Origin of the sequence: Salipiger sp. D13 (assembly GCF_003703915.1) — a bacterium.
Classification (GTDB): Bacteria; Pseudomonadota; Alphaproteobacteria; order Rhodobacterales; family Rhodobacteraceae; genus Salipiger; species Salipiger profundus.
In genome coordinates, this window is record NZ_RAPJ01000045.1 from 1 (window position 1) to 12988 (window position 12988).

Sequence of the window (12988 nt, forward strand, 5' to 3'; positions counted from 1 at the left end):
GGATTTCTCATCTCACAATTAAGGGCTACGCGACACCAGGCCTTCGTCCATCAGACGATAGATCTCGGTCAGCATGGCGAACTGGATCCGGTTCACAAGAAAGCCTGGACGTTCGAGGATCGCGACACCGACATGTTCGATGTTCTGCACCAGCATGCGGCTCCATGCCACCAACTCCGCTGGCGTATCGGCCGCATGGATCAACTCGATTACGGGAACGATATGACCCGGAGTAACATAGTGAATGCCCATCATCCGCTCTTTGCGTGTCATTTGAGCGGCGATGTCGGAGATTAGGAAGGACGAGGTATTGGTCGCCAGCACCACGTTTTCCGGACAGATCCTTTCGAGTTCCGCGAACAGGGCCTGTTTGACTTCCAGGGATTCCTGCACTGCTTCATGCACGAGGAAGACCCCTTCGATCGCGCTCGCAAGATCCGGCTCAAGTGTCACTCCGGCTAGCATGGCCTCCGATGCATCCGAATCCTCGACCAGTCCTGCCGCGATCGGGCGGGCCCGCTCTACGTAAGTGTCAAGCATGGTCTGATTGCTGTCGCAGATCACCGCATCATAGCCGTGATGCGCATAGAGTGTCGCGATGACACATCCCATGAATCCGGCCCCGACGACGCAAATCCTACCGGACCCGGGCGGCTCCGTACCGAACGCAAATTCCTTCAAACTTTCCTCCTCCCTTCAAATGGTATGAACCTTCGACTCTTCTGGACGACAGGCTTCTAGCCGACTGTATCACTCGAGCCGCTGCGATAGCCGCGCAAGGATCAGGAATGTTCCGATTGTGCGATGCCGAGCGGTCTCGGGTCCAATACGCAAACGTCGACAATATATATGGCTATGGTTATGATTTAATGCCGGGCACTCAATCAATAGAGTTGATTCCTGAACTTGCCCGACTGATTTATTGTGGTTTTGGTATGCTTCCGAGCCATCAAACCGGATGCCTGACACGGGAGAACAGGAATTGCGCAAAGATCGGCCAGAAGAACCGAACGACACGCCGTCGAAAGACTTGCTTCGGTCGCGCAATCTCACGCTGCACAAGCTGCACGTCTTTTGCACGATCGCCAAATTCAACAGTGTAACCCGCGCGGCGGAGTATTTGAATATTGCGCAACCCGCAGTAACCGCCCACCTGCGCAGTCTTGAGAAGAGCCTTGGTGTCAAGTTGGTGCGCAAGGCCGGGCGCAACATCGAACTGACACATGCCGGGCGTCGCACTCTTGCCTGGGCGAAGGAAACTATTCAGCGCAGCTCAGATATGTTTCTTGACCTCGCAGACATCAAGAAAGGTCTGATTGGCCGAACGCGGATCGCCTCGTCGATGGTGGCCGGCACCTACAAGTTGTCTGAAACTATAATTGCGTTCAAAAAGGAATTCCCATCGGCCAGGATTTCGGTGTCGATGGCCAGCCCCTACCTGGCCACGGAATCAGTTCTGCTTGGGGATTGCGACTTCGGTATCACTTTGGTTGATCACAATCGCGACACCTCACGGTTGGAAATCGAATTGCTCTGGCGCGAGCCGCTTTATCTGGTGGCCGCGATAGAGAGCCGACTGGTCGGCGATGTCGCTTACATCGATGAGCTAGGGACATTGCCGCTGATCACCCCGCCGAAGGGGCAAATGGCTCGAGAACTCATCGATGAGGTGCTGCGCGCCGCTGGGGTCGTGAGAACCAACAGCGTACTGGCCTTCGGGCATCCCGAGCCGATCTTAAATGCGATCCGCGCCGATGTCGGGGCCGGTTTCGTCTTCAAGAGCGCATTGCCGAGGGACCCAGAGGTGTCAGGGCTTCGCCTTGTGCATACACCAGAGCTGGAAATTGCGATGCCGCTGTTCCTGGTCTACGACAAGAAGACGGTGTTCTCCGCGCCGCAAATTCAGCTCATGGACCGAATCCGTCAATCCTTCGCCGAGCCTGCATGATCATGGACAGAAGGCTCCGCGCGGGGGACGACACTGCTAGCCACGCAAAGGACGCCCTCCGAAAGGCGCGACGATGCGGTCAGTGGGACATGAACACCGGCACTTGGCTGTTCCTGATGACTTCGTGGGTAACGCCACCGAACAGGTCTTGTGAGAATTTGCTGTGTTCGTAAGCCCCCATCACGATCAACTTTGCCCCCAACTCGGCAGCGGTCCGTTGAATAACGTCGGCTATGCCGTTCTTGCCTTTGGGGCGCTCGACCTGTTCCACGTCAACACCATGGCGTTGGAGGTGGGTGACAATGTCTGTTCCTTCGGGCATTTTCGGCAGGCTCGCGCCAACGCTCAAGATCGTGACCTTGCGCGGTCTCTCCTCCAAGATCGTCATTGCGTCGTTGAGCGCTCGGGCTGCCGAGCGCTTTCCGTCCCAGGCGACGAGAGCATGTGAACCGAGTTTGTCAGTAGAGTATCCATTGGGTACAACAAGGACTGGGCGGCCGCTTTGTAGTGCCATAAGATCTGGGTTCACAGCGCGAAATTCATCGGTAGGAAGGTTCGATTGGTAGCCTGTCACCACAAAATCAAAATTACGTGCGATTTCGGGCAAACTTAACTTTCCGATCTCGCTTGGCATAACAAAACGCGACCGTTCGGCCACTCCTGCCGAAGAAGCTTGCTCCTCAAAAAAGGCTCGAGCAGCTTCGATTTTCTCATTTCGCACATTTCCGAGCTTGTCGAGAAGTTCCTCGGTCAGGCCGAGAACATGTTCGAAGTAGGAAGAAGTGCTGCCATAAACCGCCGTCAGCCATGCATCGTGCTTGGCCGCAATTTTTGTCGCATGACCTACGCCACTCGGGAATCCAGCACTCCCGGAATGCGTAATAAGGATATTCTTGATGCTCATCTTCGCCTCACTGATCGAACGCTAAGACATGCTATCATTTGACTACTTAGATGTCTATGTTTTTTGCCGCGCTTCAAGAGATAGCTAGGTCGCGATAACCGCCAGACATACTGCGTGCCGTTCAAGCATGAAAGAGGCCACCCGGATGTTCTCCGGGCAGCCTCGCAGTGATCCGTATATGCGTGTCCTGTTGAAGACGGACGACGAGAACGGCGTCAACCTTTGGCGTTTGCCTCCAGTTTCCACTCGGACATAACTGGGTCAAGATTGAACAGTTTCTGCGCGTTTCCACCTAGAATGCTCCGCTTGGCCTTCTCGTCCAAGAACGGAAGGTCATAGATCGTGCTCGGAAGATCCATATCCCAATGCGGATAGTCGGACGAATAGAGCAACTGCGATTCTGCGTTTATCATCTTGAAGGTGACTTCCAAGGCTTCGCGGTTGTCCACCAGCTCCATCGGCTGCGTAGAGTAGTACATCTCACGCATGTAATCGCTGGGTTTTTTCTTCAAGAGCGGAGCATCGGACGTACGCATCATGTACTCGTTGTCCAGCCGTTGCATCAGGAAAGGAACCCAAGCCAGACCACTTTCGATCCACATGGTTTTCAGCTTTGGAAAACGCTCGGGCATGCCGTTCATAACCCAGTTGGTCATGTGGATGATGTTACAGAAGCTGAAACCAAGCGCGTGAACTGAGATAAACTTGTTCAGCTGTGCCAACGAGGTGTCGGCCCAGTGATAAGCCGCGTGGAAGCCAAGAGGCATTCCATGCTCTTCCAGTTTGGCATAAATACGCATGTTTGCGCTGTCATGCACTGGCCGCTTGAGATACCCAGTCGAAAGGAACCCAACGACGCCTTTCTTTTCGGCGAACTCGTCAATCATCTTCTCGGCTTCGTGCGGCTCGTTCATGGGCAGATAGACCATGGATACGAGGCGATTGTCTTCTTCAAGAATGCGCTCGCTCAGCCAACGGTTATAGGCGCGGGCCATTGCCACCTCGACCTCGACTTGGGGGTGCGTTGCCAACAACAGCATTGGGGTTGGGAAAAGGCACGCCATATCCGTACCCATCGCGTCCATCCAGCGCCGTGCCAAAGTGATGTCGCGGTGTGGTTCTTCGGGGACAATTTCCTTGTTCCGACCCGCATAGCGCGTCACGCGCCCAGCCATGTCCTGCGAACCGATCGCCTGCGGAATAAGGCCGGCGCGGCCAACGTTACCGGCTGACAAGCCAAGATGGCGCATCACCGGGTCGTCCATGTATTGCAGGATTTCCGGCAAGGCCTCAGTCTCATAGTGGTGGCTGTCCACATCGCAAATGAAGAAGTCTTTGTAATTACGGTCTTCCGCTTGCTTACGTGCGTTCTTCAGCAGCTTGCTGGTGTTAAATTCCTGTATCGCCGGATCGTTATCCGAGCTGTAGTTCATCGTGTTGCCCGTCAAAGACATTTTATCTCTCTCCCCTCGTGTTACGGATTCAGCGTCTGCCACATGCCCAACTCGAACACCGCCATATCGGCGGCATCGAGAATGCCGGTCGCGGCGATGGCGACAGCTGTCGCCGAGACATCGTTGTCTCGTGGGAATGCGGGCAAGCCGTCATTGGTTTCGCGAAGTTTCGCATATGCGGTCACAGCGTGTGAAAGCAGCGCCTGAAGTTGCTCGGCGCGCAGGCCACTGCTTTCGGGGTTGCGCAGTGCATTCAGGACAGCATCGACCGATGCCTCCAGAGCAGGAGCTTCAGCGGCTATCTGGTCAAACTTCGACATAGACCTCACCTCCTCTTTCCACCACGTTGTAACGTTTCATTTTGTACTTTGGATCGCCAACGGCTTCGCCCGTCGCAATCTTGAATTCCCAGCCATGCCACGGGCAAACGAAATGCAGTTCGTCTTCGTTGAAGGTCTGCCGGAGCGCGCGCTGCTGGTCGTCGAGTTCGACGCAGACCTGCGGCATCTTTAGGCCTTCGCATACCGGGCCACCTTGGTGCGGACACACGTTCTTATATGCAACGATGTCTCCTTTGTGCCGAATGACCCCGATCTCGACCCCGTCGACCTCGCAAATCTTTGCCGTCTTGTCGCTCAAGTCCGACACCGCACATAGCAATCTTTCTGGCATCTTAGCTCCTCCGTCTGTTGCCCAGTCTTGCTTCAAGTTAGTAAGATTGCCTTACTATAAGAGTGGCTTTAGAATTGTCAAGAAATAAGACATCTAAATTAGGGGGGCGCAAATCGTGCCGCAATCACCTTCTAGGAAACGTGGTCTTGGGGCGTCGCTCCGCCTGGCGCATCATCTTTATGGTAAGCTGCTGCAGGAGCAGTTGCGCGAAACCGGGCTCAGCATGGCGCAGTACATTCATCTCCGGTGCCTGAGAGAGGAAGGCAAACTAAAACAATCCGAGCTTTCCGGGTTGCTGGGCATCGAAAAGGCGTCATCTACACGCGTACTGGACGAGCTCGAAAAGCGAGATCTTATCACGCGTAACCGCAGCCAGTCCGACCGGCGCGTGGTTCATGTCGACCTGACTGACACAGGCCTTCGAAGGATCGATGGCGCAATGAAATCTGCGCGTCTCGCGGCAGATCACGCCTCGGCGGGATTTGAACCCGACGAGTTGGGTCGCCTTTTCGCTGCGATGGACAAGCTTCTGGATAATCTCGCAAGCGTGTGTTGCCAGTCCCGCTAACCAAACCTTGGCGCAAGGGCGAGAAGTGTCACACCGGTCGCGGCCAGTGCAGACGCCAGGTAGAATCTGGGACCTGGGCGCCGTTCGGTTTTGAAGATATGGCCTGCGAGCCAGGCGGCAAAGAACATCTCGATCGATGACATGATCGCGACGACGGTCACATCAGTAAATATAAGCGAAAAGAACAGCGCCACTTGTCCAACGGTCATCGAACCGCCAGCCAGAAGTTGCCACCCGCTCGGCCGCTGAATTCGCCAGGACAGCGCGTTGCGCGATTTGAACCGGAACACCCAGGAGACCGCGAACCACATTAGACCCGTCATCGCACCGATGAACACGCCGGCCAGAGGGTCTGGCAAAGTCTGCATCGCGAGTTTTCGGGAGACGAAAGAGCCACCATATCCGGCGGCCGACGCTACGGCCATCGCGCGGCCCTTGTTCCTCTCTAGAGGGTCGGGCTCTCCGACCGCTAAGTCAGAAGCCGATTTGACAGAAGCGCGTGACATCATGACCACCACGCCGCTGGTAACCAGAAAGAAGGCGATGACCACAGGTGTGGTGATGACCTCACCCAGCAGAAAGAACGCCAACAGCGCCGCAAACACCGGTATCAGGCGTCGGATGAAACCGGTCTCGATGGCTCCGGCAAGCTCTACGGAGCGAAACAGCGTAAGACGGCCGACAACGTTGCCAAGCACCCCGGCTGCAACGAAATAGGCCACACCAATGAGTACACCGCGTCCAAGTTCCGGCATCGTTGGACCCAGGAGCAGCCAAAGCGCCCCGGAGACAACGGCGGTCATCAGCACAGAGATAAGAACGTCGTTGCCGCGGCCCTGAACCGATTGGGAGCTCTTGGCAATGGAAACCGAACTCAAGGCGTAGCAGAACGCTCCGAACGCGGCCAAGAGGCCACCGAACCCCGCGGTCATCGCGCCTGTCGGCGCGGATTGTTCCTGCTACTCGTCATGGGCCAGCAACTGATCCAGGAAGTGGCCTGAAGACATAACCTCGCGCATTGGCAGCGTCTCCTGCTGCTCCATCAGCTCGGTAGAATAGGTCAACCCTTGGCCGTCCCAGAACCACCAATAGATGATCTTGCCTTGCTTGTCGCGAATCGGCATCCGGAAAATCGGGAAGCTTCTTTCCGAATGCGGAATGTCCGACCTTCCGGCAAGCGCGTGCTTCAACCCTAACCGATTCAATACCCCCGTTAGGGGGACCATGGCTATCGGTGCGGGTTTTTCGGCCAATACAGTCACATTGTCGGGCCGGTGTTCGTAAGACCCCGGGAGGAACTTGACCACGGGAGGATAGCTCGGGTGGGTATGTGTGAGCTGTACGTAAGCCAGCCCCTTCGTTGTTTCGACCTCGACGATATCTCCGGGTGCGTACTTTTCCATTGTGGCGCTCCTCTTAAAGGCTGTAGGCTTCTAGGGTCGAGGGATGGAACAGTTCTTCGATCTCCACCCGGCGCGGCGACAGTCCCTGACTCGCGTGGTAATCCAAAAACTTGTTCAGGACATGGGCGTTGCCGCCGACGCCATAGCTCCAGGGGTCGTCACCCATTAGCGCATGCACGCGGTTGAGATTATCCTCGACGAAGGGCATCGTTACTTTCGTTGCAGAGGTGTCCGACAGGGCCTCTTCTGCTATTAGCTTCGATTGCGTGAACGCCTTGAGCAGGGCGGCGGGTAGGAACGGGTATTCCTCGGCGAGGCTGCGGCGCACCCCAAGAACATGCATGATCGGAAAGATCCGGGTCTTTTCGAAATAGGCTTCGGCCGTAGCGATGCTGTCTGCAAAAAGCCGACCTACGTGCGGATGCCGCTCGGCGAAACAACGCGGCCAACGCGGGCCGACGAAGCCGTCGATCTCACCGGCTTCGAGCATGCCATTCAACGTGCTGCCGACCGGCGCCTCTTCCATGCGGATATCGCCGGGTAACTGAACCTTGATCTTTTCGGGCCGGCCCGGCGTATCCATACCGCCGCGCACCCAGATGATGTCGGAGGGTTTGACACCGTATTCCTCTTCGAGAATGCCGCGCACCCAGACATTGGCGGACAGCTGGTATTCGGCGATCCCAATGCGCTTGCCCCTCAGATCCTGAGGCGTTTCGATTCCTTTGTCGGTTCGAATGTAGACAGAAGTGTGACGGAACGCCCGGCTCAGAAAGACCGGGATCGCGACATAGTGCGGATTTCCGCGGGCGACCGAGATCGAATAGGAGGACAACGAAATTTCGCTGATATCGAAAGCTTCGTGGCGGAACGCCCGGAAGAACATTTCCTCTGGGGACAGTAGCATGGGCACGGGATCGACACCGTCTATCTGCACTCTTCCATCCACAATGGCACGCGTCCGGTCATAATTTCCCATGGCAAGGGATAGTTTGAGATTGCTCATCCAGTTTGTTCCTCCTCATTTGTTTTGCATTGTTGCCGCAGGTCGACAGGTTGGCCGGTCGAGGCGGACTGCAGGATCGCATGGCAAACCTCCAGGCTTGCCAGACCCCACGCGCCCGTCTGGACGGGGGCCTTGTTCTGGCGGACAGCGGCTACCAGTGCATCGTTCACGGTTCTACGTGGCGCGGGCCCGAATGTCACTTCGATGAAGCCACGCTCGGTGTCACCAAATACTTCAACTCCGTCCGGAGTCAGCTTTAGGTCGGCACGGTCGCAAAGCGCGATGACTGGGCCAAAATGCTCGTTGTGCTTTGCGTCGACCGTCTTACCGCTGCCGAATGTGCGCGTCGTCTTGAGGCGCGCCTCGTCATCGGGATCGAGGTCCATCAGCGCCCGCCTTGCATCGCCATAGGCGCCGGCGAGTTTTCGCTGCCCCAGCTCTCCGACGTCGTTCATCCAAATGTCGCTATCGAAATGGGCATAGCCCGAATAGGTGAGATTGGCGACGCATCCACCCTCAAAGTTCATCAGCGCCGTAAAGGCGCCTTCTGTTGGACGCTTTGGATCCCATGCCCCGGTCATGGCATAAATCTTCTCTCCCATGCCGCCCGCAAGCCGTCGGACCACGTCGATCTGGTGGATGGCCTGGCTGAACAGCACCCCTCCTCCTTCTTCGGTGCGCAGCTCCTCCGGGCGTCGGGGACGATACAGGAAGTCAGTGTAGTTAAGGGCCTGGATCATTCTCAGCTGGCCGAACTTGCCGCTCGCGATCAACTGCGCGGCCAGCTCGACCGGCGGATCGAAACTGTGGCTGGGCCCAACGATCAGGTGAACCCCCGCCTCGTTCGCGGCGGCGACCATGGTCTCGGCGTCTTCCATCGAGATCGCGAGCGGCTTTTCCACGAGAATGTGCTTTCCAGCGCGCGCCGCGGCCAGAACGTGATCTACATGCATTTGGTGCGGGGTGGCGATGTAGATCGCTTCCACAGATGGATCGGCGCATAGTTCCTCGACAGTCGGATAGGCGACACCGCCGTATTGCTCTTCGAATGCGGCCCGGCTTTCCGCCCTCGGCGCGGCCGCGGCCGTGAGCTTGACGCGTGCGTCGGCATCAAAGGTGGGGACCATCAGCATGAAAGCCCGCCCCAATCCCGCAACTCCGAGGCGGACGGGATCAGAGGTCAAGAACCAGCCTCCCCGATAGCGCGCGCGATACACAAATCATTATATGGTCGCTTTTTTCCTCTTCCATAAGCACCATGTCGCGATGGTCAGCTTCCCCTTCGAGGAGGCGGATCTTGCAGGTGCCGCATGTGCCACTTTCACAGGAGCTGGACGTTGCGAATCCGGCGTCACGCAATGCCTCCAAGATCGAACGATCTTCGGGCACCGTGACGGTTTCGCTACTTTTTTTCAGCTCCACTTCGAAAGAGACATCGTCTTGGCGCACCACATCGACGGGCTTGAAATCCTCGAAGTGAACTCGCCCCTCCGGCCAGTGCCCGGAAACGGCCTTGATTTCATCCATCAGCGGTTTCGGACCACAACAGAAGACGTGAGTGGCACGGGGCGTGACGAGATCGTCCCAGAAATCGTAGACTGCATCCGGAGCGCCGCCGTCATGGTGCACAATGATCCGGCCATCGAAATCTCTCATCAGTTCATCCAGATAGGCCGATTCCTCCGGACTGCGGCTGACGTAGATGATTCTGAGCATCTTGCCCTTCTTGTCGAGATACCGTGCCATCGACAGAATCGGCGTGATCCCGATACCGCCGGCGATGAGCAGGTACTTCTGAACATCGGTTAGCGGGAAATCGTTTTCCGGGAATTCGACTGTCAACTCGGACCCGACGGTCGCCTGTTCGTGCATCGACGCGGAGCCCCCACGCGAATTCGGTTCTCTTTTGATCGCGACAACAAATTCCTTTGGGTCGCTGCCATCGTTGATCAGTGAATAGCGACGCATCGCTCCGGACGGAGTTTCCAAGGTGATGTGAGCACCAGGATCGAAACTAGGGAGCACATCGGCCCCAACCGGCACCAGGGTGAATTCGGCGATGCTCGGGGTCAAGTCACGCCGTTTCTCGACGCGCATCTTGATATTCTCCATGAGGTCCTCCCATATGGTCGTGATTGTGAATTTGTTTAGATAGCTAAGTTATGTGTGTCAACCGACCTTGAACTACGCAGTCATCCAAAACGTTGATCGTGCAAGCGCTACTGGCGGAGGAACCATTTATTACCGTCGAATTTCGACGTTGAAATCAGAGACCGCAGACACGGATCTTGCGCCCACAAAGGTCATGGTCCTCGTCATCTCCTCTTCAAGGATCGAAAGCGCCCGTGACACGCCCGCCTCGCCTTGCGCCGCCAAGCCATAGAGCGGCGCGCGACCCAGCAGAATGCCCTTCGCACCCAAGGCGAGGGCTTTCACGATGTCACTGCCGCGACGAATGCCGCCGTCCAGCAGAACCGGAAACTTCCGATCAAGAGCCGCGATGATATCTGCGAGTACGTCGATGGTGGCAGGAGCGCCATCAAGCTGACGGCCACCATGGTTCGAGACGACGATTCCATCCACACCGGCGCGTTGCGCGTCAATCGCATCTTCTGGGCACATGATACCCTTGATCAGCAGCGGGCCTTTCCATTTCTCCCGAATGCGGCGAACATCTCCCCAAGAAAACTCCGGGTTCCGCTGAGATCGGGTAAACTCGGCCAGTTCTCTGTCGCTCGCGCTGTTTCCGACAAAGTCCAAGAGGTTCTCAAGTCTGGGACGGTGCGGCCCGAGCCATACGGAGGTCAGCCAAGCAGGATGCAGAAGCCCATCGAGAACAGTCCGAGGGCCAATGCGGATTTCGTGGGCGAAGCCGTGCCGCAGATCACGTTCGCGCTTGCCGCCCACGAGTGAATCGACAGTCAGTACCAGAGCCGAGTAACCGGCCGCCTGTGCCCGGTCGATCAGCGCATCAGCGAATGCGCCCTTCCCCCACGGATAAAGCTGGAACCAGAGGGGACCCTTGCTCCTCCGCGCGATCTCTTCCAGCGTCGTGTTCGAGGCGGTCGAAACCGTGAACCCGACCCCGGCTCGTTCGGCCGCAGCGGCGAGGTGCAGATCTCCCTGGGGCCAGTAGAGGCCGTTCAGCCCTGTCGGCCCTATGAAAAACGGCTTCGAGTATGTTTCCCCGAACAGCTCCAAGGTGAGATCGACGCTCCCCCCTTTGAGGATTCGCGGCGTGAGAACGATATTCGTGAAGGAACTGCGATTGTGCCGCAGCGTCACCTCCGATTCCGCGCCCCCATCCAAATAATCGAACACCACCCGTGGCAGGCGACGCCGTGCCTGCGCCCGCAAGTCTTCGATATTGATTGCTGTCGTCATAACGCCTGTCGCCCGCCGAGCAGAATCCGTCGAGGGAAGCTATGAAAGTCCGACGGCACCACGAAAAAAGAGCCGCCCAAAACCCCTTGAGGCCTTGGACGGTTCAGGGAGGAAACATGTGCGCAAGTTATTCCGCCGCTTCCGTCTTGCTCGACGTGTCCACCAGTGTTCGCCAATCGACGTCCTTAGGATACACTCCCTCGTGAGAGGCGATTACCCTTTGCGGAATCTTCGACTCGGTGCCGATTGCCTGGCCACCTTCGGCGACTTTCTTTGCCGCATCGGCCATGAGGCGGCGGAACTCGACAATCGCCAGGTCGGAGGCCCCAAGAATGTCCGTGTGACGCTGTACGCGGCTACCCATCGAAACCCACATCACAATATCTTCGTTCGGAATGCCGTCCACGCCGGTAAAGTGGCCTTCTTTCATCCTTTCGCGGTCCTGCTTGAAGTCGTTCTCCAACGTCCGGAGAGAGCGCCATTTGTGGTCCACGTCCTCACCCGGTACGGCATGGGCAAACTTGCGCCACTCTTCGGTGGAGGGAACGTTCGGTCCGTCGAAGGCTATGAAGTGAAATGCTGTCTCATCGTCATTGATCGGCACGATGACGCTGGCGACCCGGTAGTTGTTGTTCGGCGGAATCAGCGAATAATAAGGCGCGATAAATTCGGTGATACGCAGGTAGTTGTGCGTCTGAGCGTTTTTGATTGGCTTTCGGATCGCCGCGTAGTGGAAACCGTAGCTCGTGGTCTCAGTCTGCATACGTGGGGATTTGTCGGTCGACGGGCGGTACCATGATTTGTCGTCTGCCGCGGCGCCCTCGACCCGTGCCGGAACCATATTCGACGAATGGAGCGACGACGAGTGCGCGCTGTCGATCTGACCCTCGTGGATCTGCGCCCAGTTTGCAGGAACGCGAATTTTCAGGATCGAAACCGGGGTGTCTTCGGTTGGCGCAAAGGCCGGCGGCTGGAACTCGGGCATGTCGTCTTTCTCGCCGAGCCAAGCCCAGACGAAACCGCCCCACTCCCGCACGGGGTAGGAACGATGTTTGACCTTGTCCATCAATGGACTGCCTTCCGGCTCCGAAGACATGGCGACGACATTGCCTTCGACGTCCATCTTCCAGCCGTGATAAAGGCAGCGCAGCCCACATTCCTCGTTTCGGCCATATACCAGAGAGGCCTTTCTGTGCGGGCAAAGCTCATCCAGCATTCCCAGACGACCCTTGGTATCCCGGAACGCGACATAGCTTTCGCCGAGAACTTCGACTCGAAGCGGTTTGCCGTCCGACTCTTCAACCTCTTCGATCAGGCATACGGGCGTCCAGTGTTGACGCATGAGTTGCGCCATCGGGGCATCCCCCGTTACGCGTGTAAGCAGTTCATTCTCTTCGGGTGTAAGCATCTGGGCTCCTCCAAGGGCATCCGACTCTTTCAGTGGATGAGTGGTTCTCTACCGCTCAACTATTCTTAGCTCTCTAAGTTTTGTCTGTCAACGTAACCTGCCACTTTTTTTGCCTGCGTTGTAGGACATGACCTCACTTGTTGCCCGAAATAGCGGGTTCTGAACTAGACCAATCTGACGAGATCGCCTGACCGAGATACTTTCGCGCAATTGTGCTCCGGAACCTCCCCGACAGCGGCTT

14 protein-coding genes are annotated in these 12988 nt (G+C 56.9%); 2 read left to right on the forward strand and 12 right to left on the reverse strand.

Annotation, left to right across the window (positions count from 1 at the left end; translation table 11 throughout):
• Positions 1-18: 18 nt before the first annotated feature.
• A complete protein-coding gene (locus D6860_RS23025) occupies positions 19-681 on the reverse strand; it encodes a 3-hydroxyacyl-CoA dehydrogenase family protein (RefSeq protein ID WP_007803148.1) in 663 nt (220 codons plus the stop codon).
• Positions 682-982: 301 nt separating this feature from the next.
• On the opposite strand from D6860_RS23025, the gene D6860_RS23030 reads away from it, so the two are divergent.
• Positions 983-1948, forward strand: a complete 966-nt coding sequence (locus D6860_RS23030) for a LysR family transcriptional regulator (protein WP_162277754.1) — start codon at positions 983-985, stop codon at positions 1946-1948.
• A 79-nt stretch (positions 1949-2027) separates the two neighbouring features.
• On the opposite strand, the gene D6860_RS25840 is transcribed toward D6860_RS23030, so the two are convergent.
• The 4 genes from D6860_RS25840 to D6860_RS23050 all read right to left on the reverse strand — a co-directional run bounded on the left by D6860_RS25840 (position 2028) and on the right by D6860_RS23050 (position 4978).
• Complete coding sequence (locus D6860_RS25840; RefSeq protein ID WP_229678652.1) at positions 2028-2852, reverse strand: universal stress protein; 825 nt, start codon at positions 2850-2852, stop codon at positions 2028-2030.
• A gap of 215 nt (positions 2853-3067) precedes the next feature.
• Positions 3068-4285 carry an amidohydrolase family protein gene (locus D6860_RS23040; RefSeq protein WP_229743358.1) on the reverse strand — a complete coding sequence of 406 codons (1218 nt, stop codon included), beginning with the start codon at positions 4283-4285 and terminating at the stop codon, positions 3068-3070.
• Between the two features lie 41 nt (positions 4286-4326).
• The gene (locus tag D6860_RS23045) at positions 4327-4626 is read right to left on the reverse strand and encodes a hypothetical protein (RefSeq protein ID WP_007803160.1); all 300 of its coding nucleotides are present in this window, start codon (positions 4624-4626) and stop codon (positions 4327-4329) included.
• A complete protein-coding gene (locus D6860_RS23050; protein ID WP_076626060.1) occupies positions 4613-4978 on the reverse strand; it encodes a Rieske (2Fe-2S) protein in 366 nt (121 codons plus the stop codon). The genes D6860_RS23045 and D6860_RS23050 overlap by 14 nt, the downstream gene beginning before the upstream one ends.
• Positions 4979-5093: 115 nt before the next feature.
• On the opposite strand from D6860_RS23050, the gene D6860_RS23055 reads away from it, so the two are divergent.
• On the forward strand, positions 5094-5546 hold the full coding sequence (locus D6860_RS23055; RefSeq protein WP_229678653.1) for a MarR family winged helix-turn-helix transcriptional regulator: 453 nt from the start codon (positions 5094-5096) through the stop codon (positions 5544-5546).
• Here D6860_RS23055 and D6860_RS23060 read toward each other — a convergent pair.
• The 7 genes from D6860_RS23060 to D6860_RS23090 all read right to left on the reverse strand — a co-directional run bounded on the left by D6860_RS23060 (position 5543) and on the right by D6860_RS23090 (position 12747).
• Positions 5543-6478, reverse strand: coding sequence for an EamA family transporter (locus D6860_RS23060; protein ID WP_007803166.1), 936 nt, complete (start codon positions 6476-6478; stop codon positions 5543-5545). The two genes, D6860_RS23055 and D6860_RS23060, sit on opposite strands and share 4 nt — an antisense overlap.
• 27 nt (positions 6479-6505) lie before the next feature.
• Positions 6506-6949, reverse strand: coding sequence for a hypothetical protein (locus D6860_RS23065; RefSeq protein ID WP_007803168.1), 444 nt, complete (start codon positions 6947-6949; stop codon positions 6506-6508).
• Positions 6950-6962: 13 nt separating this feature from the next.
• Entirely contained in the window at positions 6963-7955 is a 993-nt protein-coding gene (locus D6860_RS23070) for an ABC transporter substrate-binding protein (RefSeq protein ID WP_179949503.1), read from the reverse strand.
• Positions 7952-9172 carry a Gfo/Idh/MocA family protein gene (locus D6860_RS23075; protein ID WP_256359826.1) on the reverse strand — a complete coding sequence of 407 codons (1221 nt, stop codon included), beginning with the start codon at positions 9170-9172 and terminating at the stop codon, positions 7952-7954. Before D6860_RS23075 ends, D6860_RS23070 begins: the two co-directional genes overlap by 4 nt.
• Entirely contained in the window at positions 9129-10067 is a 939-nt protein-coding gene (locus tag D6860_RS23080; protein WP_007803173.1) for a PDR/VanB family oxidoreductase, read from the reverse strand. Before D6860_RS23080 ends, D6860_RS23075 begins: the two co-directional genes overlap by 44 nt.
• Before the next feature lie 129 nt (positions 10068-10196).
• Positions 10197-11339 (reverse strand): alpha-hydroxy acid oxidase, encoded by a 1143-nt coding sequence (locus tag D6860_RS23085; RefSeq protein WP_007803174.1) that lies wholly within the window; start codon positions 11337-11339, stop codon positions 10197-10199.
• 127 nt (positions 11340-11466) lie between these two features.
• A complete protein-coding gene (locus D6860_RS23090) occupies positions 11467-12747 on the reverse strand; it encodes a Rieske 2Fe-2S domain-containing protein (RefSeq protein WP_076626058.1) in 1281 nt (426 codons plus the stop codon).
• Positions 12748-12988: the final 241 nt, after the last annotated feature.